Annotated in this window: 13 protein-coding genes and 1 pseudogene; 8 read left to right on the top strand and 6 right to left on the bottom strand. The window is 62.7% G+C overall.

The window, feature by feature from the left end:
- Positions 1-9,642: a hemagglutinin repeat-containing protein gene (locus tag PQR08_RS17165; protein WP_250486699.1), complete on the bottom strand. Its 9,642-nt coding sequence runs from the start codon at positions 9,640-9,642 to the stop codon at positions 1-3.
- A 1,025-nt stretch (positions 9,643-10,667) separates the two neighbouring features.
- On the opposite strand from PQR08_RS17165, the gene PQR08_RS17160 reads away from it, so the two are divergent.
- From PQR08_RS17160 to cheY, 5 genes are all read left to right on the top strand, one after another.
- A complete protein-coding gene (locus tag PQR08_RS17160) occupies positions 10,668-12,587 on the top strand; it encodes a methyl-accepting chemotaxis protein (protein ID WP_284509169.1) in 1,920 nt (639 codons plus the stop codon).
- A 111-nt stretch (positions 12,588-12,698) separates the two neighbouring features.
- Entirely contained in the window at positions 12,699-14,012 is a 1,314-nt protein-coding gene (locus PQR08_RS17155) for an EAL and HDOD domain-containing protein (RefSeq protein WP_408161872.1), read from the top strand.
- Positions 14,009-16,021 carry a putative bifunctional diguanylate cyclase/phosphodiesterase gene (locus PQR08_RS17150; protein WP_250486698.1) on the top strand — a complete coding sequence of 671 codons (2,013 nt, stop codon included), beginning with the start codon at positions 14,009-14,011 and terminating at the stop codon, positions 16,019-16,021. Before PQR08_RS17155 ends, PQR08_RS17150 begins: the two co-directional genes overlap by 4 nt.
- A gap of 131 nt (positions 16,022-16,152) precedes the next feature.
- Positions 16,153-17,061, top strand: coding sequence for a chemotaxis protein (locus PQR08_RS17145; RefSeq protein ID WP_284509175.1), 909 nt, complete (start codon positions 16,153-16,155; stop codon positions 17,059-17,061).
- Between the two features lie 141 nt (positions 17,062-17,202).
- Positions 17,203-17,598, top strand: coding sequence for a chemotaxis response regulator CheY (gene cheY, locus PQR08_RS17140; protein ID WP_250486696.1), 396 nt, complete (start codon positions 17,203-17,205; stop codon positions 17,596-17,598).
- 253 nt (positions 17,599-17,851) lie between these two features.
- On the opposite strand, the gene PQR08_RS17135 is transcribed toward cheY, so the two are convergent.
- The 3 genes from PQR08_RS17135 to PQR08_RS17125 are packed head-to-tail and all read right to left on the bottom strand — an operon-like array spanning position 17,852 to position 22,433.
- Positions 17,852-19,234 carry a sigma-54-dependent transcriptional regulator gene (locus PQR08_RS17135; RefSeq protein WP_250486695.1) on the bottom strand — a complete coding sequence of 461 codons (1,383 nt, stop codon included), beginning with the start codon at positions 19,232-19,234 and terminating at the stop codon, positions 17,852-17,854.
- Complete coding sequence (locus tag PQR08_RS17130) at positions 19,227-21,068, bottom strand: sensor histidine kinase (protein WP_250486694.1); 1,842 nt, start codon at positions 21,066-21,068, stop codon at positions 19,227-19,229. The genes PQR08_RS17135 and PQR08_RS17130 overlap by 8 nt, the downstream gene beginning before the upstream one ends.
- Positions 21,069-21,074: 6 nt before the next feature.
- Positions 21,075-22,433, bottom strand: coding sequence for a 2-hydroxycarboxylate transporter family protein (locus PQR08_RS17125; RefSeq protein WP_250486693.1), 1,359 nt, complete (start codon positions 22,431-22,433; stop codon positions 21,075-21,077).
- Positions 22,434-22,853: 420 nt separating this feature from the next.
- On the opposite strand from PQR08_RS17125, the pseudogene PQR08_RS17120 reads away from it, so the two are divergent.
- Positions 22,854-23,552 (top strand): annotated as a pseudogene (locus tag PQR08_RS17120) (GNAT family N-acetyltransferase); the annotation flags it as partial.
- A 43-nt stretch (positions 23,553-23,595) separates the two neighbouring features.
- On the opposite strand, the gene PQR08_RS17115 reads toward PQR08_RS17120, so the two are convergent.
- Together PQR08_RS17115 and PQR08_RS17110 are read right to left on the bottom strand one after the other, a co-directional pair.
- The gene (locus PQR08_RS17115) at positions 23,596-23,994 is read right to left on the bottom strand and encodes an FKBP-type peptidyl-prolyl cis-trans isomerase (protein WP_187606702.1); all 399 of its coding nucleotides are present in this window, start codon (positions 23,992-23,994) and stop codon (positions 23,596-23,598) included.
- A 50-nt stretch (positions 23,995-24,044) separates the two neighbouring features.
- Positions 24,045-24,353, bottom strand: coding sequence for a DUF4148 domain-containing protein (locus PQR08_RS17110; RefSeq protein WP_250486692.1), 309 nt, complete (start codon positions 24,351-24,353; stop codon positions 24,045-24,047).
- Between the two features lie 263 nt (positions 24,354-24,616).
- On the opposite strand from PQR08_RS17110, the gene PQR08_RS17105 reads away from it, so the two are divergent.
- Complete coding sequence (locus PQR08_RS17105; protein ID WP_250486691.1) at positions 24,617-25,879, top strand: MFS transporter; 1,263 nt, start codon at positions 24,617-24,619, stop codon at positions 25,877-25,879.
- Positions 25,880-25,949: 70 nt separating this feature from the next.
- Positions 25,950-26,879, top strand: coding sequence for a LysR family transcriptional regulator (locus PQR08_RS17100; RefSeq protein ID WP_250486690.1), 930 nt, complete (start codon positions 25,950-25,952; stop codon positions 26,877-26,879).
- The last annotated feature ends 6 nt before the right edge of the window (positions 26,880-26,885 follow it).

The following is a 26,885-nucleotide window of genomic DNA, read 5'->3' as shown; positions in this document are numbered from 1 at the left end:
TCACTTGTTGCCGGCATTCTTGTTTGCGTTTTGAACCGCTGCTTGAGCCGGGTTGGACAAGGTCTGGATGATATGGTTCGCAATGTCGCCGGCTTTCCCCGGCACTATGGTCTGTGCCATCGTACCAATGCCGTAGGAAGTTGCTCCCGTTGCTGCGTTTGCAGACGGGTCGCTTGAAGGACTCACGATTGCGTTTCCGCCGTAGGCCGCAGTCCCATTCAGGACGCCGTTGTATGTCCCAACCGCTACCTTGGCACCAATCCCGTTTCCAAGGGTAGCGAGGGGCAATGCGGCCGGTCCAGCCAACCCTGCTACAAAGCCAATCGTGAGTGACTTTGAAGTGTTCGGCGCGTCCTTGCTCAGACCGGTCACGTATGCAAGCGCGTCGCCGCCATAGTCGTATAGCGAGTTAATCGCCCAACCGGTTGCTACAATCGGAGCGACTGATCCGAGTGCGACCATAGCCAACGCTCCGCCCGCGGCAACACCGACCTGCGGATGTGCTTTGTGGCCCGGAAGCGCCTGCTGTTCAGGTGACAGCGAACGATCGGCATTGCCGTAAAGAAACGGACTGTTGTACTCGGCAGGCGTGGCCCTGAACATGCTGCCCGCGTTCTGGCTAATGAACGCTGTCGCGTATTTCCCGCCGTCAGGCGCTGCTCCCGCACTTGCGGCCGCATCAACCAAACGATATCCGCTTGCCAGCAACATCTGCTGCGCCTGGTCCGTCGTGATGCTCTGCCCCGTCTGATCCTTGTAGAACTCCGCGAACTTGCCCGCGTTGTCCTTAGCCCACTTACGTTCATCAGGGTGAAGCTGCCGGTTGTACAAATCGGTGCTCGAAGCCGCGGCCGCGCCTGCGCCACCACCGGCTGCAGCCCCCGCACCCGTGGCAAGCACATTCGCAAGGATATTGCCCAGCGCCTTGTCCGCATTCGCGTTACCCGTCGGGCCCGATGCCGCAATGTCTTGACTCAACTCATCGAGCTTGCGCGCTGCGGCCGCTGAGATGCCTGCGCCCGCCGCACCCTGCGCCGCGCTGCCGATACTCCCACCGCCTAAGCCCGCCACTACCGCCCCGCCCGCGATATGCATCACGATCCGATACTTGCCACCTTCGTCCCACAACGCTGCTTCCGCTTTATATTGCGCGGCGAGTTGGGCATTGCCATCTCGAGCGGCCTGTTCCGCCGCCTTGTTCGCCGCGTCGCGCTTCGCACCCGCAATCGCCCCGATCTGCGTGGCCACCGCCTGACCCGCCGAACTCGCGGCGTTCATCATGTCGCCTTGTTTGTCGAGCAGGTTCTGCACGTCGGGCAATTTCGCGACCGTGCCGTTGGTATTCGACGTGTCGCGATTCAGACTCGCGATGTCCTGCGTCTGATGGTCCTTGTCCGTAACGTTGATCGTCCCGGCGCTGATCGCGCTCGTTGTCGTCGCGTCGTCGCTGCCGTTTTCGCTCTGCGAAAGCATCGGCGTGAAGCCGCCCGAGTTGCTGCGCGAGGTCGTGCCGGTGCCTCTCGCGGGCGAGCCGACCGATCCGCCCGCGCTAAACCCGCTGCTACTCGCGCTGTAATCCGAGTGATTCGCGATATCCGAGAATGTGAGCGTGCCCGTGTTGAGCGTGTTCTTGCTCGCGTCCGCGTCGCTTGCGATCACCGCACCCTTGAGGTCGGTGTTACGCGCGACGTTGATACTAAAACCGCCATCGCCCGCACGAATCCCGCTTTGCTCCTCGACGCCCGCGTAACTACCGCTCGCGCTGCCACGCTGCGAACTGAACGAACCGCCGCCGCCCGCCTGACTGATGCTCACGCCGCCGCTCATGCTTTCCTGATGCGCGTCGCTCTTCATCGTATCCTGCACGCTCGCGATATTGAGGTTGCCACCGATATCGGCATTGACGCTCTTGGCGTTGACGTTCGCGCCGACGATATTCGTATCGCCGCCCGAAACAATTGTCGCGCCGTTGCTCGCGTTGATGTGCGTATTGCTCTGCGTGGTCGAATCGCTGTTGGCGTGGCCGTTCGCCTTCGACATCGACGCATCGGCGCCCCAACCCTGTGTGCCGAACGAGACGCCGAAACTCGAACTGCTCGACTCGTTCGTGCTACGCATCGAATCCGTGTTCGCCGTGCTGATCAGGTTGACGCTATCCTTTGCCGCGAGGACGACGTCGGTCGCGTCGACGTTCGAACCCGCGATTGTCAGGTCGCCGCCCGTCGCGGCGAACGACGCGGTGCCGCCCGCCTTGACGCTCGACCCGCTGGTCGTGGTCGAGTCTTGTGTCAATGTGTCTTTGCTGTGGCTGCTGCCAAACGAGAGTTCGATCTTGACGTCGGGCGTGCCGCTCGCCATCGATTCGACCGCCGCCGCGCCATTGCCTACCGCCGCGATCGCGTGCAGGGAAGCGGCGCGCGAGTCCTCGCTACCGCCAGAGGCTTCCGCCTGATTGATGGCGGACTGGACCAGATCGACCAAGCCGCCCGCGACGCCGAGCGAGAGAGCGCTTTGCTTGACCTCGTGCGTCTCGTCGTGGTGCGCGGTGCTCGTCGCAGCGTCGAGCGTGACATTCGCGCCCGTGCCGATCAAGTCTTTCGCCGCGATCAGGTCGCTGCCCGTGACGTGCAAATCGCCACCCGCGACGAGCTTGACGCTGCCGTCCGTGCTGCCCACGAGGCTCGCGTTATTCTTGACCGACGCGTCGTTGTAGGCGTCTTTCTGCTCTTTGTCGCCGTAAGAGATCGCCGCGCCCGTGCTGCCGAGCCCCGAATGCGTTTCCTCGTGATGCTGGCTCGACTGGCTCGTGTCCTGTGACGTCGTGATCGTGAGATTGTTCGCCGCCGCGAGCGCGACGTCGTTCGTCGCCGCGATCGTCGAACCGCTGATCGTCATATCGCGCCCGGCCGCGCCGGTGACCGTGTCGCCCGAGACCGTCGAGCCGTTCGCATTGACCGCGTGCGATGCGCTCGTGTCGTTCGTCGTGTCCTCCGACAGGAATCCCGAATGTCTGGTGTGGCTCCAGCTCTGCGCGTCATGCGTTTCGCTCACGCTGCCGACATTGACATCGCCCGTCGAGATGAGCGCGACGCCGCCCTTATCGGCGGTCACGTTCGAGCCGAGGATCGCGAGCTTGCCGGTGCCGTTCTGACCGGCCGCGAGCGTAACGCCGCCGCCCGCGCTCAGGTTCGAGCCGTTGACCTGCTCGTCGAAGCTCGACGACACGTGTTGCGCGTTTTGTCCGCCGAGCGATTGCTCGTGGTTTGTGGCGGTGTCTTTCGAGGCCGTGATCGTGAGATCGCCGCCAGCGATCAACGACGCGTTGTCGCCCGCCGCGACTGTCGAACCCGTGAGCGTGGTATCGCGGCCCGAGACGGTCGTCACGTTGCCGCCCGCGATGATCGCGCTGCCGAGATGCTGGCTGACTTCGTCGTGGCCTCCGTTCAAACCGCCTTGAGACTGCACCTGGCGCGAGCTCGTGAATTCAGTCGTGCCGACATTGATATCGCGACCGGCCGTGATGCCCGCATTGGCGCCCGCCTTGACGGTCGCGCCCGAAAGTGTCGCGTCGCGGCCCGCGATCACCGCGACGTTGTTCGTCGCCGAGATCGTGCCGAGCGCATCGACGCCCGTTCCCGTCACGCGGCCGCTGAAGTCGCCCGAGCCGAACTCGCTCGCGACGCCATACGTGCGCGTCTCGTTGATGACGTCGCGCCCGGCTTGCACGAGCACATCGCCGCCCGCGATGCGCCCGCTCGTATTGCGCACGTCCTGCACGGCGACGACCGCCGTCGTGCCCGCGCTGCCGATCACGCCGCTATTGGTCACGCTATTGCCGATGATCGTCGTCGCGAGGTCGCTCGACACGTGTCCGCTGTTGGTGAAGTCGCCGCTCGCGGTCAGGTTCACGGCGTTACCCGCGACGAGCGCGCCGCTCTTCGAGAGATCGACCGCGTTCACGCCCGCGAGATAGAGTTGGGGCACGAGCACGGTCGCGTGCGAAGCATCGGGTAGGGTGACGTCCTGCGAGACGAGCCAGACCATATCCGTAGTCAGGCGCTCCATTTGCCCGGCGGTCAGCGCAATGCCCGGCGAGAGGCCGAATTCCTTTGCATAGCCGACGCCGTTGTTCATGAGCGCCGTGTACTCGGCCATTGCGTTGCTATAACCGGTGAGAAACGTGCGGCCCGTGAGTTGCGTGATCTGGTTGCGAACGAGCGTCTGCTCGTACATGCCATCGCCGAGCCGCTTGATCGTCTTTTGCGGATCGAGATCGAGGGCGCTGAGCATGTAGTCGCTACTGATGAACTTGCCGTAGTTCGTCAGGCGCGGGTCGGTCGCGATCAGGTAAGTCGCGCCGGGCGCGGTGTTGTACGTGTACAGCCCGCTCGTCGGCAGCTTCAGGTTCGGAATGCCGCCCGTCGCGCCGCCGAGCGTTCGCGGGGCGCTCGTCTGTCCGCTCGCGATCGGCGCGTGCGCACCGTCGATCGTCTGTGCTTTGCCGCGTTGCCCCGAGATCGCGCCGGTCTGCGTGTCTTCCGCACTGCCGCCCGCGACGCCCGAGCCGATCACCGTGTTGCCCTGACGGTCGACCGAGTTGATGCTGATCGTTGTCGCGTTCGTCTGGACGGTGCCGTTTCCGGTTGCGATCGCGGGTAGCGCGGCGACGGTGGTCGTCGTCTGCGTGATACCCGTGTCGACAACCTGCGTGTCGTTGCTGCCGCCCGTTTTCTGATGCCAGTAGAACGTGCTCGACGTCTTGCCCGTAATCGTCTCTTGCAGAACCGTGCCGGAGTCGTTGACGACGCCGCCGGTCGCGCGACGCACGAGGTCGCCGCCGGCCGCCATCGTCGATGAGACGTTATCGATGCGACCGCCGTCCGCGTTGATGCGGATCGCCCCTTGCGCCTGCATCTTCGCGGCCGTGCCTGCACTTACGAGCTTGTCTGCTGTTGTCGTCGTGCTGGTCGTGCGGCTCGTCTCGACGTAGTCGTGACTGTCGGACCCGAGGTCGTAACGCATCACCACCTGATCGGGCCGAATGTTCTTCTTCGGATCGAAGTCCGGCCAGAACGTGATTGAGACGGTCCCGTCGCCGTTGTCTTTCAGACGTTCGTACCATTGCGTCGGATTGGTCGTGACCTGGCGGGTTCGTTCCTGGAAGTCGACGTCGTTGATGCCAGAGAAGATAGTCACGATTGTCTTATCCTCGATCGGCTGCGAGAGCGAGAACGTTTTGGCCGTGGCGTCGACATTCGTTACCTGATCTTTGCGTAGCCTTACGGTGATCGGTTTGGCAAGCGCCGCGATCGTCTCGGTACCGATCGCGCCAGCTCGCCATCGCCACTCGGGAAACACTTCGCTCACGTAGTCGCCTAGATCGCGGCCGCTGAGCCCGGCAGTCCACAGTGTGAGCGTCGTCGTTCTCGTCTCCTGCGGCGTACCCGGTTCGGTGACCAAGCCGACGCGCTCGTTCCTGATCATGCGCGCGGCGATATCCATATCGCCTTCGGCCTCGATGCTCGCCGCGCTGTTGACGATCGAGTTCGTCTGATTCGCGAGGAATCCGTCGGCGTCGCGCGTGCCGTTGCGCGCGATCTCAAGATTGCCGAGGCTGTAGATCAGTGCCCCGTCTTTGTTCGTCACCGAGTTATCGGCATAAAGGCGCACGCTACGCGCGCCCGCGATCACCGCCGCGGCGCCCGCGTTCTCGATGTCGCTCGCATCGAGCGTCACATCGTTGCCGATCACGGTTCCGCTATTGACGAACCTCGCGCTCCTGGTCGTAACGGTGTCGCCTTCGATGCGCCCGGCGTTCGTGATCGTGCCCGTCGCGTTGACGCTCGTCGCCGTCGAGTTGATATCGGCGCCCGCCGCGTTGACGACGTCGCGCCCGCTCACGGTCAGCGCGCCGTTCGCGGCAAGCGTGCCCGCGTTGGTCAGCTTGCCGGTTGCGGCGACGCGCATGTCGCCATCGGCGTGCAGGTTGTTGGCTGCGCCGTTCGTGTAGTCGCCCGCGACATCGAGCGCGAGGTTGCGCCCGGCGATCATGTCGCCGTCGCCCGACACGACGCCGCTCGCGCTGACGTCGCGATTGGCGCGGATCGATCCACCCGCGTTCGAGAGCGAGGCGACCGCGAGCGAGACGTCGAGGCCGCCGAGGATCGTGCCGCCGTCGTTGATGACGGCCGCGCTAGCTTGATTGACGTTGAGCGCGGTGCGCCCGAAAAGCCTGCCGCCGGCGTTGTTCACCCTCTGCGCGACGTTCAGATTCGCCGCGCGCCCCGCGACGAGGTTCGCGCCTGCGTCGTTTTCGAGCGTCTGCGCATTGAGCGTCAGGTCGCCATTTCCGCCGAGGGTGCCGCCCGTGTTGGTCACGTCGAGCGCGGTGATCGTCGTCGCGCCGTCGCCCGCGTTGGTGAGCTTGCCGCCCGCGTTGTCGATCCGCGCCGCTTTCACGCTCGCCGAACCGTGCGCGCCGATGGCGATGATCGTGCCGCCCGCATTGTCAAGCGTGCTACCCGCGTTGATGTCGAGATTGCCCGCCGTCTTCATCGACCCGCCCGCGTTGCCGATATCGCCTTGCGTGCCGACGTGCAATCCCGCTGCGCCGTAGAGCGAACCGTTGCGGTTCACGATGCCCGAGGCCGCATCGATCCGCGCCGCGTTCATCGCCCGCAGCGTGCCGTTCGTATTGTCGAGGCTCGTACCGCTTACCGTGAGCGCGCCGTCGGTCTGTACGCTTCCGCTGACGTTCGAGAGTGCGCCCGCCGATTTGACCGAAAGCGCGCCTGCGCCTGTGTGCCGCACCGTGCCGCCGTCGTTCGTGATCGTCTGCGCGTCGATGCCGAGAGTCTTCGCGCTGCTCGCGATCGTGCCGCCCGTGTTGTCGAGCTTGCCGCCCGCGTGGATCGTCTGATCGGCCGCGCCGTACTGCGTGAGCTTGCCGCCCGCGTTGACGAGTGCGCCCGGCGTCGAGACGGCGAGCGTGTCGCCCTCGATCGTGCCGCGCGTGTTGTCGATCGATGCGCCCGAGACCGTCGTCGCCGCGCCCGAGAGGGTGCCGCCCGTGTTGTCGAGCGCATTGCTCGCGACGACTTCGAGTGCGCCGTCCGCCGTGACGCTGCCCGACCGATTATAGACGTTCTGCGCGTGAATCGTTGCATCGCCCGCCGCCGTGAATTTTCCGGCGTTCGAGAGCGAGAGCGCCTCGACGTCGAGCGCGCCGTTCGTGCCGATCGTTCCGCCCGCGCCATTGACGAGTGCGCCTGTCGTCGACACGTTCAACCCGTCGCCGTTGAGCGATGTGATCTTGCCGCCCGTGTTGTCGAGCGAGGCCGACTTGACCCTCGCCGCTTTGGCCGCCTGAATCTTTCCGGCGTGATTGTCGAGCGCGGCCGCGTCGAGCGTGAGCGCGCCGTTCGTGACGACATCGCCCGAGACGTTCGACAGCGTCCCGTTCGAACTCAACGAGAACGCGCCCGTGCCCGAGTGCTGAACCTTGCCGCCGTTATTCGTGATCGTCTGTGCGTCGATGCTGAGATTCGTCGCATTGCTCGTGATTGTGCCGCCGGTGTTGTCGAGCTTGCCGCCCGCGTGGATCGTCTGACCGGCCGCGCCGAATTGCGTGAGCTTGCCGTTCGCGTTGACGAGTGCGCCCGGCGTCCAAACGTCGAGCGTGTCGCCCTCGATCTTGCCGCGCGTGTTGTCGATCGATGTGCCCGAGACGGTCGTCGTCGCACCCGAGAGCGTGCCGCCGGTGTTGTCGAGCGCACCGTTCGCGGTGGCATCGAGCTTGCCGCCCGCCGTGACGCTGCCGGCGCGATTGTCGAGCGTGTTCGCGCGCACGTGCGCATCGCCTGCCGCCGTGAGTTGACCCGCGTTCGAGAGCGAGAGCGCGACGACGTCGAGCGCGCCGTTCGTGCCGATCGTTCCGCCCGCGCCGTTGACGAGCGCGCCTGTCGTCGACACCTTCAACCCGTCGCCATTGAGCGACTCGATCTTGCCGCCCGTGTTGTCGAGCGAGTTCGCCTGCACGGTTTCACGGCCCGCCGCCTGCATCGTGCCGCCACGATTGTTCAGCGCGCCGCGTGTGTTCACATCGAGCGTCGATTGCGAGACGAACTGACCTTTCTCATTGGACACGTTGGCCGCCGCGACCCGCATCGCGCCGCCGCTCGAGAGCTTGCCGCCGTTGTTCGTGAGCGTGCCCGCCGCGTCGGCGCCAAGCGCGCCCCCTGCGGTCGTGCTCGCGCCCGACAGGTTCATGTCGCCGCTCGTGGCGTCGAGCGTCAGCGCGTTATTGGCCGATGTATTGCTGCCCGCGAGATCGACCGATGCGCCCCGAATCGTCGTGTTGCCGCCGCCTTCGTTGCGCCCGCTTGCTGATACCGCGCCGCTGGCGGTCATATGCAGGTCGCCCGCGTTGGCGATCGTGCCGTCGTCGTTGACGCCAGCGCCGATTGTGCCAGTCGACGCAACGCTGCCCGCGCTGATCGTCGTGTTGTTCTGCGCGGCGAGCACGCCCGTATTCGCGAGCGTGCCCGAGATCGTCGCGCTGACGTCGCCACGTGCATAGGTTGTACCGCCGTTGTCGATCCCTTGGGCGGCGGTGATATTGATGTTGCCGCTCGCGTTGGTGCGCCCGGCCAGGATGAGCTTACCGGCCGAGGTGAGCGTCAGGTCGCCCGCCTGCGCAGCAATGACCCCACGCGTCGAAACTCCCACACCGTTTTCTGTGCCGACGAGTTTGATCCTGCCTGCGTACATGCCGCCCAACTGGCTGACATCGATCGCGAACGATGGCGCCGCGCCATTGCCCGCGATCGGCGTCGCGGCGAGCGTGTCGTGATCGACCTGAGTCGCGCCCGCGATAACGTTGAGCTGGTTCGCGTAGATGGCCGCGTTGACCTGCACGGCGCGCGCGAGTATGTCGACTGCGTCGACGTTCGTCGCATTGAGGCCCGCGCCCTGGATGCTGATGTTGCCGCCGTTGACCGTGAAGCCCGCGAGGTTGCCGTTTGGTCCGAAATTCGGCGTCCCGGTCGTCAGAATCCCGCGTGACACGTTGAGAAAGCCGCCGCCATCCACGAGGATGCCGTTCGGATTTGCAATGATGACCTCGGCGCGCGGCCCCGCGACCTCGAGATACCCTCGCAGTTGCGACGCCGAGTTGCTCGACACTTGATTGACGATCACGCGCGCTTCTTGACCCGGCGTGAGATTCGCGTTGCCGTTGACGTAACCAGCCTGTTGAGTCTGCGTGATCGTCGGCGAGTTATTGAGTATTGCGCCTTGTTTCTGAATGTCGAATTGCGCGTAATTATTCAGGGATACGCCCGCGCCCGAGGGTCTTGCGATATCGACTTGTGGAAGCCCGTTTTGGGTCTGCACGACATGCGCCCCCGAGCCGGGCGACGCGACGATCTGCGCGAGCGACGACGTGCTCAAGATGACATTGCCGGCGAGCAGCATCGCGGCCAGCGCGAGCTCGCGCAGTGCGGGCGCGCGTTCGGCCTCACATACGATGGCGCTCGCGCGGCGCGAGCCGGGCGTGTTGCCGTGAGCGTTGGCGAAATCCGCGACGGCGACGAGCATATGCCGCACACGGCTAAAGACGAGTTTGTGAATACCCTTGTTCATGCTTATTATGTGGGAATGAATCAGCGATTATTAATTCGTTATGCAATGCTAAATAGCGGATTTATTTCTATAACGGAACCGCTGCTAAGCGTGAAGCGTCGTCATGAATTTCCCAAATAAAAAGAACGACTCGCAGACGGCAAGACCACGCGAGTCCTCGGCGTCGACGAAAAAGGCGCAACGTTGTGAGGCAAGGCGCGCCAAGGCGCTCTTGCGAAGAACAATTAAAGAGGAGAGTCCGCTTCGCACAAGCGAGGCGGCGAGGGTCCCTTCGTACTATGGCGGCCGCTCAAATCACCAGGCGTGATTTGAGCAGGAGCCGATAGCGCTAGTCAAGAGTCCAAAATTCCCCGAGTCGTGCAATATGAACGACAGGTCGCGCTTTGTCCAACTTTTTCGTTTTGCGGCGCGTGCGAGCGGAGCGAATTAGAAACGCAATGCAAAAAGTAGAGCCAAACGAGCCCGCCATTTCGCGCGGGGCTCGCTTCGAACAAACACGTTTGAGTCAAAGATCATTTCGCTTCTGTAGATAGTATCGACTACTAATAAAAAATCCATAATATATCTAGTGTTGTGTAGCGAGTTGCTTGTGTGTGCGATTTAAAGAAATAAACCTGTTAAAGATCGGAAGTGGCAGTTGATAGATAAATTCAATAAAAAGCAAACGGGCTTAACCGCATGCCAATCGTTTGCTGCCGGTTTACCCTCTCTCAAGTAGAAATTACCTCTGTCGTTACCCTTCTTAGAGTAGTGTGAAGTACAAATGTCCGGATCGCAGGATGGGTTAGTCATGCTTATGATTTTTGAATCAACGCGGCGCATTGTTTCAGATCGCTTCGGCCGCCACGATGCCTGGTCGATTACCCGAGCGCGCCATAAGGATCCCGCAATGCCCTGCAGGCGATCTCGCGCTCAGGCTCCTCCCTCATCGGAAGTGAGATGCGCTCCAGTTTCGCGTACCCCCGAGCGGCGTGTCGCTGCATGCCGTGCATTCCAGTTGTCACCGTGAAGTTGAGGAGAGTCAAATGAAGTTTTATTTCGCCAGCAGACGCAGGGCATTGACCGCCGATGCATCGTCCCAAATCAGCACGACCGGGAATACCCATGCCCAGGACGAGGCGCGAGAGTGGGCGGACATGAAAGGGCAACTGGCTGCAATCAGTAAGGCTCAGGCGGTCATCGAGTTCACGCTCGATGGGCGGGTACTGACCGCCAATGACAATTTTCTGAGGACACTGGGCTATTCGCTCGACGAGATCAAAGGGCAGCACCACAGTTTGTTTGTCGATCCCGCGCATCGCGCCGACGTCGAGTATCGGTTGTTCTGGGAGAAGCTCGCCCGAGGTGAATACGACGCCGGTCAGTACAAGCGCATCTGCAAGGGCGGCAAGGAAGTATGGATTCAAGCGTCCTACAACCCGATCATGGACACGGGCGGGAAGCCGTTCAAAGTCGTCAAGTACGCCACCGACATTACCGAGGCGAAGCTGAAGGCAGCCGACTTCGAGGGGCAACTGGCCGCGATCGGCAAGGCGCAGGCTGTGATCGAATTCGCACTGGACGGGCGGATTCTCAACGCGAACGAAAACTTTCTGAGAACGTTGGGGTACATGCTCGACGAGATAAAGGGCCAACATCACAGCCTGTTCGTCGATCCCGATCAACGCGCCACGATCGAGTACCGGATGTTCTGGGAGAAGCTCGCACGGGGGGAGTACGACTCGGGCCGCTACAAGCGCATCGGCAAGGGCGGTCGTGAGGTATGGATCCAGGCCTCCTATAACCCGATCATGGACATGAACGGCAAGCCGTTCAAAGTCGTCAAGTACGCCTCCGATGTCACCGAGCAGGTGCGCGCGGCGAAGGTGCTCGAGCTGGCAGTGGAACAAACGCAGGCCGTCACCGCGGCTGCCAAGGAGGGTGACCTGACGCCGCGTGTGCCGCTCGAAGGCAAGCATGGTTCGGTCGAAGCCCTGTGTTCCGGCGTCAATGCGTTGCTCGATAACATGGCCTCCGTGGTCGGCCAGATCAAGGAGGCGACTGAGTCGATCAGCACGGCATCCAGGCAAATCGCCGCGGGCAACACTGATTTGTCCAGCCGCACGGAGCAACAGGCGTCTTCGTTACAGGAGACCGCGAGTTCGATGGAAGAACTGACGAGCACCGTGCGTCAGAACGCCGAAAACGCCCGTCAAGCCAATCAACTTTCGGCCTGCGCCACAGATATTGCGATCAAAGGGGGCGATGTCGTTGGCAAGGTGGTCACGACAATGGGCGAGATCAATGCGAGCTCGAAGAAGATCGCCGACATCATCAGCGTCATTGACGGGATCGCGTTCCAGACCAATATCCTGGCGTTGAACGCGGCCGTCGAAGCGGCACGCGCGGGAGAACAAGGGCGAGGCTTTGCCGTGGTGGCGACGGAAGTCCGCAATCTCGCACAACGATCAGCCGGGGCTGCCAAGGAGATCAAGACGCTGATCGAAAATTCGGTGGCCAAGGTGGAAGCGGGCTCGAAGCTCGTCGACCAGGCTGGCCAAACCATGGGAGAGGTGGTGAGCAGCGTCAAGCGGGTCACCGACATCATGGCCGAGATCACCTCGGCGAGCCAGGAGCAAAGCGCCGGTATCGAGCAGGTGAATGTCGCCATCACACAGATGGACGAAGTGACGCAACAGAACGCCGCGCTCGTCGAGCAGGCAGCAGCGGCGGCGGCCAGCCTCGAAGAACAGGCGTTCGAACTGCAGCGTACGGTCGAAACCTTTCGCCTCGACGAGCATCCGTCGAGGACCGAAGCGAGGGCCGAAGCAAGGACGATAAGGGCGGTCTCGAGTCCGGCGCGGTCAGGCGTCGCCAACGGTGCCCCTGTTGTCGCGAAGCCGCGATCCGATGCGTTCGGACCGAAGAAGGTGGTCGCGGCTGCCGGAGGCTGGGAGCAATTCTGAGCGGCCTTATTTCCATGCGCGAGGGGTGACCGGAGGATGGGCAGTGGGTGCCGCCTCCCGGTCTCAGATAAACAAGTTTCAGGATTTGAAGCAGGAGGGGCCGTGCAAGACATGGATTGCGATACCAGTGGTGACGACGCATATGAAGGGTCCGAGATCTACCTTGGACGACAACCGATCTTCACGCGCGACGGCACCTTGAGCGCCTATGAGTTGCTGTTTCGCGACAGCGCGGAGAACAGCGCGTCCGTGGGAGATGCAGACCGGGCGACCGCACATGTACTGTGCGGCGCACTTGGAGACTTTGGCGTCGGGAAAGTGCTGCGAAACCGCACGGGCTTTGTCAACGTCAGTCGGAGCTTTTTGATGAGTGATGCAATCGAGACCATTCCGTTCGAGCGCTTCGTACTCGAAATCCTTGAGGATATCGAATTTGATGGTGCCGTCATTGCACGATGTCACTCGCTGCACGCGGCCGGCTACCGGCTCGCACTGGATGATGTATCGACAGAGCTGCACGTTCCCCCGCAACTGCTCGCGGCGATCGATATCGTCAAGGTCGACATGCGGAGCACTTCGGGCGAACAGTTCGCCAACGTTGTCGGCTATTTCCTCGATGCGGGGAAGACTGTGCTCGCCGAAAAAGTGGAAACTCATGACGACTTCGATGTCGCGTCGCGCGCAGGTTGCCAACTCTTCCAGGGCTATTTCTTCGCACGCGCGCAGGTACTGCGTCAGCGCAAGGCCAACCATTGCCCGGCAACGCTTCTCCGGCTGCTGGGCGTGCTATCGACCGACCCCGATCCGAAGCAACTCGAAGAAGCACTGAAGGCCAATGCCGACATCGTGGTGCATCTCTTGCGGCTAGCCAATGCAAACCGGATGGCAGACTGGCAGCGTGAGATTACCTCGGTACGTGAGGCCATCCTCGTGGTCGGCGTCGCGCGCATGACCCGATGGATTCATTTGCTGACTTACGCGAACGGAATCAATCCGTCTACTGCGCTGGACGTCAGTCCGATGGTCCAACTTGTGGGGGTCCGCGCCAGATTCATGGAGTTGATGGCACAGCGCATCGCCGAGCATCAAACGGTGCCGGATGATTTCGCGGACATGGCGTCGCTCACCGGCATGCTCTCGCTGATGAATGTCATATTCGAGTTGCCGTTTTCCGAACTGATGGAACAACTGCATGTTCATCCGTTGATCCAGGCCGCCATCGAAAGCCATGACGGTCCGCTCGGTACGCTGCTCGCTGCGGCCGAAGCAATCGAGATTCAGGATGAGGCCGTGCTCAAGCAAACGATCGAGCGGTGGCCATCGCTCGAGCGATCGACGCTTGCCGAGCTGCAGATGAGCGCCGAGCGATGGATCGACCGATGGACAGCAGATCATCACCGGCCAGGTATCGGTATTCAGACATGAATTTATTGCGCATCCCTTTATTGCGACGGCTTTTATCGTTGAGCGGTGAGTCGAACCCGAGTGACGAACTCTCGCGCTGTCAGTTCGAAGCATTCGCGAGGCAGTTGCCGCTGTTACACGTCATTCTGATCATCAACACCGTCGCGGTGGCAATTACGCATATCGGAACTGCCCCGGCCTGGTTAGCTCGTGACGTTCCGATCTCGCTGTGCGCGGTTTGTCTGATGCGGCTCGCGACGTGGCTAAGACGGCAGAAGCGCCGGCATACGCTCACGGATGCCCAGATTGCCGCACGTATGCGCACCACGCTCGTGTTGATCGGCGTGCTGGGGGTGTTGTTCACGACCTGGGGCCTGGCGCTTTATCCTTATGGTGACGCTTACGCCCGCGTCCACGTTGCGTTCTACATGTCGATTACCGTCATCGGGTGCGTATTTTGTCTGATGCACACGCGAGCGGCAGCGCTATTGCTGACGGCTATCGTGGTCGTACCGTTTTCGTTGTTTTTCGCTTTGACGCACAACGTGGTTCTGATGGCGATCGCGGCCAACATGTTGCTCGTTGCGGTCGCGATGGTGCTCATCCTGCTGTCCTACTACCGGGATTTTGCGCGCCTGGTCGAGTCACGGCGATCATTGCGAGCTCGCCAGGCCGAACTGCTGCGCCTCAGTGAGGAGAACTCCTCGCTGGCGAATCTCGACAGTCTGACTGGCTTGCCCAATCGGCGACGCTTTTTCGGTGAGCTCAACGCGCTCGTGCCTCGCGACAATCCCGGCGCGCTGAGATATGCCGTCGGCGTAATCGACCTGGACGGATTCAAACAGATAAACGATCTGTACGGCCACGCGGCGGGCGATCGCGTCCTTGAGGAAGCGGGCTGCCGTTTGCTGGCGCTGTCGGGACCACACATTACCCTGGCTCGCCTGGGCGGCGACGAGTTTGGTCTTCTGATACGCGATCTGACGGACGTACAGGAACTCGTGCTGTTGGGCACGGCGATCTGTGAAGCGCTTCGCAGACCATACGTCTGGCTCGGAGCCACGTTATCGCTGTCCGGTTCGATCGGTCTCGCGATCTTTCCGGAAGGAGGGGAGACGCCCGACCAGTTGTTCGAGCATGCGGACTATGCGCTCTATTTTGCAAAGACTCATCGGCGCGGGGGCATTACCATTTTCTCGCACGAACATGAGAGCCAGATTCGCAAGTTCGGCGAGATCGAGCAGGCTTTGCGCCACGCTGATCTCGAGCTGGAAATGTCACTGCATTTCCAGCCTATCGTTGATGTGATGACTGCACGCATCATCTCCTTCGAGGCCTTGGCGCGGTGGCACAGTCCCATTCTCGGCGCGGTTCCGCCTTCTCTTTTCATCAAGGTGGCCGAGCGCAGCCATCTGATTCACACGCTCACCGAAGTGCTGCTGGGAAAAGCACTGAGAATCATGAAAGCCGGTGCTGTCGAAGCGCGCGTGTCCTTCAATCTCTCCGCGCTCGATCTGGCGTCGCCCGATGCTCTCGAGCGGCTCATCAGCATGATTCGCAAAAGTGGTGTTGCACCCGATCGCCTCACGTTTGAAGTCACCGAAACGGCTGTCATCAACGATTTCGAGCAGGCGCAACAGGCGTTGAAAGCGCTTAAAACGCTGGGGGCGCACATCTCGCTCGACGATTTCGGAACGGGATTTTCGAGCCTGAACTGCATCCACCGATTACCGCTGGACAAGATCAAGGTCGACCGCAGCTTCATCGCGGACATCGAAACGAACGTCGGTGCGCGCGATATCGTGCGCAGTATTGTTGATCTGTGCCGCAGTCTGAGCCTGGCGTGCGTCATCGAGGGCGTGGAAACGCCCGCGCAGGTCGAAGTGCTTCGGCAGTTGGGCTGCGAGGTGATGCAGGGTTTTCATTTTGGAAGGCCCTCGGCCGCGGACGGAAAGGACGGCCTGGATCCATTGACAAGATTTGATATTTCCGTTTATTGCGGCGTTGGATCCACCGAAAAAAATAGCTAGGTAACCTTCATAAATCAAATGCCGTTACTGTAAAAGAAGAGATCTTCCACTGTTATTCAAACGAGGAGCCGTACACCGTGAACCATGCACAGGACGATATCGAGCAGCGAGTCCAACTCGCGGGCAGCAACATGTTTGAGCTTCTGCTCTTCAAGGTGGGCCACGCGCGAGATTCCGGGGAGCGCGAGCGCTACGGCATCAACGTATTCAAGGTGCGTGAGATTGTCGAAATGCCAACGATCACGTGCGTGGCAGGTGCGAAGCCGGAAATTCTCGGTGTGGTGGATATCCGCGGCCAGATCATTCCCGTGATCGACCTCGCCCGTGTGATCGGATGTCAAGCAAGGAGTGGCTCGAAAATCCTGCTGGTGACCGAGTTCGCCCGCACGACGCAGGGCTTTGCCGTCGAAGAAGTGGACGACATCGTACGGCTGGAGTGGGACCAGATCCTCTCTGCCGAGTCGTGCACGCGCGGCAACACGGTCACGAGCTTTGCACGGCTGGACGGAAACTTCGATGGTTCGAGCCTCGCGCAGGTGCTGGACGTCGAGCAGATTTTGCGAGACGTGCTGCCGGCGAGCACCCAGGAAATCAGCGCGGAGAAAACCGGACAGCTTCTATTGAAACCGGGCGCGAAAGTACTTGCCGCGGACGACTCTGGCGTCGCGCGCAGCCTGATTGAGCAGAGTCTGACGGCGATGGGCGTCCCCTACGTGATGACCAAAACGGGTCGAGAGGCGTGGGAGATGCTGGAGCGGCTCGATCGCGAAGCGCAATCCACCGGCGCGTCCGTCGACGACCAGATCGGGATGGTCTTGACCGATCTGGAGATGCCCGAGATGGACGGTTTCACGCTCACTCGCCGCATTAAAGACACCGCTTCGCTGCGCCACATTCCGGTCGTGATCCACTCGTCCTTGTCCGGATCCGCTAACGTGGAACACGTGCGCAAAGTCGGCGCGAACGGCTATGTCGCGAAGTTTGAACCGAGCGAACTTGCCTCCGTGATGCGAAAGGCGCTCATTGCAAAGGCCGTTTGATAATCGGAAAACTCATGAAGAGCCGGGACATGGAGTTAGTCGAGAGCGTCGAGGCACTGATGCGCATCGTCGAGTGATGCGCGCAACGACGTCGGGTTCGACGGGCGAAGCGCAAACAATCGAGAGACAGGAGTGGGCAAGATGGATCGAAACATGAAGATTCTGGTAGTCGACGATTTTTCGACGATGCGCCGTATCGTGCGCAATCTGCTGAAGGAAAGCGGCTACGTGAACATCGATGAGGCGGAAGACGGGGCGGCTGCGCTCGCGCGCCTGCGAACCGGTCGCTACGATTTTGTCATTTCCGATTGGAACATGCCGGTCCTGGATGGTCTGTCGATGCTCCAGGAAATCCGCGCTGACGCGAGTCTGTCGCGTCTGCCCGTGCTGATGGTCACGGCCGAAGCCAAGCGGGAAAATGTTATTGCGGCGGCGCAGGCAGGCGCAAATGGTTACGTAGTCAAGCCATTCACGGCCGCAACGCTTGAAGAAAAGATGACCAGCATACTTGAGAAGATGGCGAAGACGGGGTCGTGATTGTGAAGGATCTTTGAATAACAGGCTTAAGAAGCCTTGAACTTAATCTCGGCAACAGCTTCTTAGGCGAGTGCACGGGCGGCTGGCAAGCATGGCCAAACTACGTGTGACCGCGGGCTTGAACGAGCTGCTTTCTTTGGTTACTTTCTTTGCAGCAGCAAAGAAAGTGACTGCCGCCCCGCACAGGGGCAGAGCCAATAGACCGACACGCTAACGGGATCCGGCGAAGCCATAAAAGCCCGAAAGCAATCAATCAATCCTCCCGCTCCGCCTGAACATCCCTAGCTGAGATATTGAACTGCCGCAGCTTGTGATAAAGCGTCTTCCGCGGCATACCGAGCGCGTCACTCGCCGCCCCGACATTGCCATTGTGCCGCCGCAGCATATCCTCGATCAGCACGCGCTCGATATAAGCGAGTTGCTCGTTGAGCGGCGTCCCGCCGCGTGGCCGATCATCGGAAGGAATCAACTGATCGCCGGAAAGGCCCAGCACGAATCGATCGGCCACGTTCTGCAACTCGCGCACATTCCCCGGCCATTGATGCGCAGTCAGCTCCGAAACCTGCGCAGCGGTGACCATCGGTGCATCCTGGCCGAAGCGCTGCGCCGCCGCGAGCACGAAATGCTCGAACAGCAGCGGCACATCCTCGCGACGCTCGCGCAAGGGCGGAAGATCGATCAGCGCGACGTTCAGCCGATACAGCAGGTCGGCGCGAAAGCGTCCCTCGGACGAGAGCAGCGCGAGATCGGCCTTGGACGCCGCAACCACGCGGCAATCGACGGCAATCGATTCATTCGTGCCGAGCCGCTCGATGCGCCGCTCCTGCAACACGCGCAACAGCTTGATCTGCAACGCGACCGGCATAGTTTCGATCTCGTCGAGAAAGAGCGTGCCGCCATCGCTCCATTCGATCTTGCCGATGCGGTTCTTCGTCGCCCCGGTGAACGCGCCGGCCTCGTGCCCGAAAAGCTCGCTCTCGAAAAGCTGCTCGGGCAAGCCGCCGCAATTGAGCGCGACGAAGTGATGCTCGCGCCTGCGGCCATAGTCATGCAGCGCCCTCGCGATGAGTTCCTTGCCGGTGCCCGTCTCGCCCGTGATGAGCACCGACACCGATGTATCCGCGAGCCGCAAAATCTTCTTGCGCACATCGGCGATGGCCGGCGACTTGCCGAGCACGAGCGCCTCGATGCCGCGCCCGTTTTGCAGCGCGGCGCGCAGGCCTTCGACCTCCAGCGTGAGCCGGCGCTTCTCGACGGCCCGCGCGACGCATCCGGCAATGTGCTCCGACGAGAACGGTTTCTCGATGAAATCGTAGGCACCGACGCGCATCGCGCCGACGGCCGTCGAGATGTCGGCATGGCCGCTGATGAGCACCACGGGAATCTGCGCATCGACCGCGAGCACGTGCTGAAGCAGTTGCATGCCGTCCATGCCTGGCATGCGCAGGTCGGAAACGAACACCACAGGCGAGCCGGGCACGGCCGCTGCCAGCGCACTCGCCGCCGATGCGTGCGATTCCACCGGAAAGCCCGCGAGCGCCACGGCCTGTTCGACGCCGAGGCGCACGTTCTCGTCGTCCTCGACGATCACCACGCGGATGTCATCGCTTGCCTGCCGGATCGGGCTTTTAGTCACTGTCAGCGCTCCTGCCGTTCGCCGCTACGAATTCGATGGTGAATTGTGCGCCACCGCCTTCGAGATTGACAGCCGCGATCCGCGCGCCGAAGCCCTCGACGATGCGCGACGTGATCGCAAGCCCGAGGCCCAGGCCATGACCGCGCGGCTTGGTCGTCACGAACGGCTCGAACAGATGCGCGAGCACGTGCGGATCGATGCCGGGCCCGTTGTCGGCGATGAAGAAGATCACGCGAGCGGGATCGTCGGCCCGGCTTGCGCCGATACGGACGCGCGGCGCTTCGCATCCGGCGAGCGCATCGAGCGCGTTACCCAGCAGGTTGACGAGCACCTGTTGCAGACGCCCCGGCTCGGCTTCCACGATCGCGTCCGGCGCGATGTCGATATCGAGGTGGACACGTTCGTCGCGGATGCGCGCGTCGTATATGAGCCGCGCATGCGCAAGCGCATCGCCGAGCGCGACCGGCACCGTGTTCGCCTCGGGCTTTCTCGCGAAGGCCTTCAGTTCCGCCGTGAGCTGCGCCATGTTCTCGACGAGTTTGCCCACGCGCTCCAGATTGGCGATGGCCTGCGCGGGCTGGCCGCGCTCGAAGAACGTGCGCGCGTTGTCGCACAGCGTCCGGATGGCGACGAGCGGCTGATTGATTTCGTGCGTCAGACCGGCCGCCATCTGGCCGAGCACGGCGAGCTTGCCCGCATGTACCACTTCCTGTTGCGAATCGCGCAGCTTGTGCTCGGTGAGCACGCGTTCCTCGATCTCCTGTTGCAACGCCGCCGTGCGCTGCTGCACGGTTTCTTCGAGACGGTCGTTCGCGCGCTGCAAGGCGTCCTGCGCCTTGAGCCGCTCGACGATCACGCGGCGGCGCTGCACGGCATAGAGACCATAGAGTCCCGCGATCAGGAACGCGAGCGTCACGAACGCGAAGGCGAGTTGTTGCTGCCGCCGCGCCGTCGAGAGATCGAGCGCCACCATGATCGCGTCGCCCGCTTGCGGCGCGCTGCGCGACATCACGAGATAGCGCCGCGTGCGGCCGGGATGCGACCAGTCGGGCAGGCGCGCGAACCACGCGCCGTTGCGCCAGTCGTCGAGCCGTTCGTAGCCGAGGTTATCGACCTTGCGGCCCGCATACTGGCGCGATGCCTGGATCTGCTCCTGCTTGTGCGCGGCGATGGGCGCGAGCGCGGTGAACTTCCACGCGGGCACGGTCGAGATCACGACCACGCCGTTGCCATCGACGACCATTGCGGCTTCGTTCGGCACGCGCCACGCGGCCTCGAGCGGATCGACGCTCAGCTTGACGGCCGTCGCGCCGAGTACCTTGCCCGCGCCGCGCACCGCGCTCGCGAAATACAGACCCGGCTCGCCCGTGTTCGTGCCGATGCCGAAGAAGCGGCCGCTGCCGCCCGAGATCGAATCGGTGAAGTACGGGCGATACGCGACGTTCGTGCCGACGAAGCTCACCCGCTGATTCCAGTTACTCGCGGCGATGACGTCGCCGTTCAGGTCGATGACATCCACCGCGACGCTGCCCGCGTCCTTGTTGACCGCTTCGAGATAATCGTCGACGGCGGGCAGCAGCGCGCGCCGCGCATCGGGCGGCGCTTCGAGCAAGGTCTTGATGCTGTCTTGCCGGGCCGCGATCGCGGGAAGGATCTCATAGCGGCCCAGTTCGCTCTTGAGGCTCGCGGCGTACAGATCCAGCCGGTGTGCGCCCGCTTCGGTCAGTGCGTCGAGTCCGCGATGCCAGGCCACTTCCACGGCGGCGGCGGCCGCGGCGAGATAGAGCACCGCGCTTGCCGCCATTGCCCACAGGGGAACGCCCAACATCGTCATACACGGTCATCCGAAATGCGCCAGCACCAGCAAGGTCAGCGTGACGACGATCGCACCGCCGATGCGCGTCGCGATCTGCGCAAAGGGCATCAGCGTCATCCGGTTGGCGGCCGTCAGGATCGCCACGTCGCCCGTGCCGCCCTGGCCGCTGTGGCATGCGTTCACGATCGCGGTGTCGATAGGGTACATCTTCATCAGCCGTCCGACCACGAAGCCCGTGCCCATCAGGGTCGCGACCGTGATCACGATCGTCACGATGTTCGCCACCGTGAACGCCGCCATCAGCTTGTCCCACGGCGTCATCGCCACGCCGATCGCGAACAGCAGCGGATAGGTCACCGCCGTCGAGAAGAACTTGTACACCACGAACGCGCCTTCCTGAAGCTGCGGCGACACCGCTCGCGCGAGCTTCACCAGCACCGCCAGAAACAGCATCGCCACCGGCGCCGGCAGGCCGAAGATGTTTCTGCACATCAGGCCGAGCAGATACAGCGTGATCGCCGTGATGCCCGCTGCCGCGATGTGCGTCACGTCGATATGTCCGGTGATTTCTTCCTTCACCGGGTCCATCTCGTCCTGCTCGCCGACCTGCAGACGGCCCTGGCCGGTCAGATGCGGAAAGCGGCGGCCGATCATGTCGAGCACGCCGGACAGCACGATCGCGGTGAGACTGCCGAGCATCACGGGCGGCAAGACCTGCGCGAAAAGTTCGCCCTGCGGCAGATGCATGATCTCCGAATAGCCGATCGAAAGCGGAATCGCGCCTTCGCCGACGCCGCCCGCCATGATCGGCACGACGATATAGAGCAGCGTGTGACGCGCGCCGAGCCCGAGCGCCGTGCCGACCAGCGTGCCGACGATCGCCGCCGCGATCGAGCCGACCGCGAGCGGAATGAAGATCTTGATGAAGCCCTTGATCAGCACGCGCCGGTCCATGCTCAGAATGCTGCCGACGATGATCGACGCGATGAAGAGATACAGGAAGTTCGTCTGCTTCGTGAACTCGGTCGTGAGAGTCAGGATCGGCTTCGGCAGCAGATGATAGTAGGTGAGCGCCGACGGAATGAAGGTCGCGAAGATCGCCGCCGCGCCGATGTTGCGCACGAGCGGCATGCGCTTGCCGATCTCGGCGCACGTGAAGCCGAAGAAGGCGAGCACGGCGATCGCCATCGAGATTTCGCCCGGCACCTTGCCCGTCACCGCAAATCCCGTGATCAGCCCGAGCAGCAGCAGGTACACCGGCAGCGGAATGATGCCGATGCGCGTTTCCATCAGCTTCCACCAGCCCTCGGGCCAGAAGCGTTCCTTGTTCGTCGATGCCGGCTGCGCGTCGTCGTGCTGCGCGCTTTGAGATGTGATCTGCACGTATGTCTCCTTGCTGTTTGGGCGATGCATGTGCTGCAATCCGAACGGCGGGCGTGTGTGTCCCACGCCGTACCGGGCGGATGATTCGGGATATGTCGGGGAAAGCGGGGGCGGCCGGTTACCGGAAGAATGCGCGTGCGCGCCGGGGCAATGGCAGGGTCAAGATGTCGTCTCCGTTGTTGGCTGGCCCTGAGCGGCGAAGAGCGTTCGCGGCGGGGTCTATGCCTATGACAAGGCAAGGGCCGTGCCAACGGACACGCGCGGATGCGACATGCCAAGCCACTGATTTGATGTGGATTTTTTTGTGACGACAGCGGGCGGCCGCGCAGCGTTCTGAAATTTCAGAATCGGGCCGTTTTGATGGCTGAGGTTTTAGACTGTGAGCTCATCCTTTTCAATGCAACCGGAGTGCCTTCACGCATGACGAGAACCAACGAGTATCGGCAGCCCATCGGCGAAGCGGTGGCGGAGTGGACGGCGCGCGAGCGGCCCGCGCGCATCGGCATCGACGGCAGGCATTGCCGCATCGAGCCGCTCGACGTGGAGCGCCACGCGGCGGATCTTTTCGACGCCTATGGACAGGCGCCGGATGGCAGCGACTGGACGTATCTCTTCGTCGGACCGTTCACGGACTTCGACGCATTCCGCGACTATCTGACCAAAGCCGCGGCGTCCAACGATCCGCTGCACTACACCGTCGTCGATTCCGCGAGCGGCAAGGCAGTCGGGACGCTGGCGCTGATGCGTATCGAGCCGGTTCATGGCGTCATCGAAATGGGCAGCGTCACGTTTTCGCCGCTGCTCAAGCAGACGCGCATTTCGACGGAAGCGCAATATCTGTTGATGCGGCATGTCTTCGACGACCTGGGATATCGACGCTACGAATGGAAGTGCGACAGCCTGAACGCGCCGTCGCGCAAGGCCGCGCTGCGGCTCGGCTTCGAATTCGAGGGGATTTTCAGGCAGGCGATCGTCTACAAGGGACGCAATCGCGATACGGCCTGGTACGCGATCATCGACAAGGACTGGCCGCGCATTCGACGCGCATTCGAGCGCTGGCTCGCCGACGACAACTTCGACGCGAACGGCAAGCAACGTGCGTCGCTTGCGCAATTGCGGGGCGAAGGCGGCGAGTGAATCGAACGCGCCTTCGCCAGGCAGCTTACTTCTGGATGCCGAGCAGTTCGACTTCGAACGTCAGGTCGCTGTTCGGCGGGATCGCGCCCACGCCGCGATCGCCGTAAGCGGTTGCGGCGGGGCATGTCAGCTTCGCCTTGCCGCCGACCTTGATCTTCTGCACGCCTTGCGTCCAGCACGGAATCACCCGGTTGAGCGGGAAGGTCGCGGGGCCGCCGTGCTTGCCCGAACTGTCGAACTCGGTGCCGTTCGCGAGCGTGCCGCGATAGTTGACGCTCACCACGTCGTCGGCTTTCGGTTGCGGGCCCGTGCCCTGTGTCAGGTGCTCGACGACGACACCCGACGGCAATTTGTCGACGGCGTTGGCGGCGAACGCGCTCGATGCGATGGCCGATGCTGCAAGCAAAGCGATGACTGATTTCATGCGATAACCTCGTTGGACGGAACGCCGATTATATCGGGAGCCTTTGCGCGTCAATCCGGCCGCGCCTCGGGACACTCCGCCTGATACCAGCGATCGACCTGACGTTGCGCCGCGTGCAGATCGTCGGGATAGTACGGATCGTAGAACTTCGACGGGTCGTAGCCCGCCCGCTCCAGCGCCGCCAGTTCGCTCATGTTGCGCTCGCGCGTGGGCGGCGCGTGGTTTCTGAGCGCGGTGAGGTCGCGGCATTGCGCTGCGCTCAGGTTCGTTGCGCTTTGCTCCATGCCGCTCGCGGCGCATCCGGCCAGCGTGATCGCCAGCGCCGGGACCATCGAGCGGATTTTCAGTTGCTTTCTCATGTTGCGTCCTCCTTCTGCCCGTGGCTGAACATTACTGCATGCACGGGGCGTCCATCCGAAGTATCCCTAGTTAGGCCGAAATCCGCTCGGCCCGCCTCGTCCGAACCCGGCGACGACTGCGCTTCCGCCATTGTTTGCATTTCGCAAATGACGCGTTCGCCCTTTCGGCAGTTCTTTTCAAACGGCGTCTGGGTCACTCTCTGTTCCGTCGGCGAGGCCGCACTGCGACGAACCCGCCGGCGATTCTGACTCAGGAGACAGAGATGACCTCGAAACGGTGGGATACGTCCTACGAATGGAAAGCCGTGACGCTGCTTGCGCTCGGATTCGGCCTCGTCGGCCTCGACCGGTGGCTGATCGCGCCGCTCTTCCCGGCGATCATGAAGGACCTGCATCTCACCGCGCAGGACGTCGGCAACTGCATCGGCATACTGGGTCTCTCGTGGGGCGTGTTCGCCGCGCTCATGGGCGGCATCTCCGACAAGATCGGGCGGCGCAAGGTGCTGATTCCCGCGATCATCGCTTTCTCGCTACTATCCGGTTTCTCCGGCGTCGCGGGCGGTCTCGCCAGCCTGCTCGCCGTGCGCGCGCTGATGGGCGTCGCCGAAGGCTCGTTCTGTCCGACGAGCTTCGCCGCGACCGCGGACGCTTCTCATCCGAAGCGGCGCGGCTTCAATCTCGGGCTTCAGCAAAGCGGATTCGCGCTCTTCGGGCTCGCGCTTTCGCCGATCATCGCGACGCAATTGCTCGGCGTGGTCTCGTGGCGCTGGGTCTTCGCGCTCGTCTCGATTCCCGGCCTGATTCTCGGGCTGCTGATGTTCTTCGTGATTCGCGAGCCGCGAACGGCCGAGTTGCCGGCCGTGGAACCGAAGACGCCGGCCGCGCAGGGCAACTGGCGCGACGTGCTGAAGCGTCGCAACATTCCCGTCGCCATGGTCGCGCTGTTCTGTGCGATGACGGGTGTCTTCGTGCTGGGCGCGATGCTGCCGCTTTATCTCACCGACTACCTCGCGCTGGACACGCAGCGCATGGGCATCGTCGTGTCGGCGATCGGCTTCGGCGGCTTCGTCGGGCAGTTCGGTCTGCCGGGGCTGTCCGATCTCGTCGGCCGGCGGCTCGCGAGCATCGCCGGTTTCACGGGGACGGCGGTCATGCTGTACGTGTTTCGCGGACTCGGCGCGCAGCCGCTGATCCTGTTCATCGTGCTGTTCGTCGCGTCCTTCTTCACGCTGGGTCTCGTCGCGCTGCTTTCCGGGCCGGTCGCGACGGAGGCGGCGCCCGTGGGCATGGTGTCGACCGCGATCGGGATCGTCGTCGGCGCGGGCGAGATTTTCGGCGGCGGCGTGGCGCCGGCGCTCGCGGGGTTCGTCGCGACACGCTTCGGTATCCAGAATATTCTCTGGCTGCCGATCTGCGCGGTGCTGCTCGGCATCGGCGTGAGCCTGCTGCTCGAAGAAACCGCGCCCGCCAAAGTGCGCCGGAAGTCGGGGGCGGCGGAGTTCACCGGAGTCGAGCAGCCCGAGTAAAGAAGGCTGTCCCGGAGCCTTGCGCGCTTTGGATACACTGACATGCTGGACACGACCGAAAGGGACCGGCATGGATCGTTTTCTCAGCATCGAGGCCTTCGTGCGGGTTGCGGAGACCAGCAGCTTCGCGGAGGCGGCGCGCCAGCTCGGGGTGGCCAGTTCGGTGGTCACCACGCGCATCCAGCAACTGGAGAAGTTTCTCAACGTGCCGCTGTTTCACCGCAGCACGCGGCACGTGCGGCTTTCCGATGTCGGCGAGGCGTTCTATCGGGACTGCGCGGAGGTCGTGGGGCGCGTCAACGAACTGACCGACCAGATGCGCGAGTTGCGCGCGACCCCGACCGGACGCCTGCGGATCCAGATGCTGCCGGGCTTCGCGCTCGGTCACTTCGGCGCGTCGCTTGCCGAATTCAATCGACGTTATCCCGGCATCCAGCTCGACGTGATCGTCAATGATCGTGTCGTCGATCCAATCGAAGAGGGCTTCGACGTCGCGTTCCAGATTTTTCCGGCGATCTCCGAATCGCTGATCGAGCGGCGTCTGTTCACCGTCCGGCGATTGTTCTGCGCCTCGCCTTCGTATCTCCAGGAGCACGGCGCGCCGCGCCATCCGCGTGAACTGCTGGATCACCGGACGGCGCTCTACTCGGGCTATCCGTCGCGCAATCGCTGGACGATGACGCGCGGCGACGAGGTCGTGGAAATCGAATTGCCCGGCATCATCCGCTCCAATTCCGTCCATTTGCTCCATGACTACGCGCTGACGGGCGGCGGAGTCGTGTGCCTGCCGACGCTGGTGGCGAGCGCGTCGCTGCTCGATGGTTCGCTCGTGCCGATTCTCGCGGACTATGCGCTCTCGCCGATGAACTTCGCCGCCGTCTATCCGGCGACGCAACGTCAGGGGCTCAAGGTGAAAGCGCTGGTCGAGTTTCTCGCCGAGCGGCTGGGCCCGGAGCCGGTGTGGGACGTGCCGCTCATCGAGCGCGGATGGGTGAAATAGCAACGC

Source organism: Caballeronia jiangsuensis, from assembly GCF_046030135.1.
In the GTDB taxonomy this organism is placed as follows: domain Bacteria; phylum Pseudomonadota; class Gammaproteobacteria; order Burkholderiales; family Burkholderiaceae; genus Caballeronia; species Caballeronia jiangsuensis.
The sequence above is the reverse complement of the archived record's forward strand: the minus strand, read 5'-3'. Positions and strand labels throughout refer to the sequence as shown.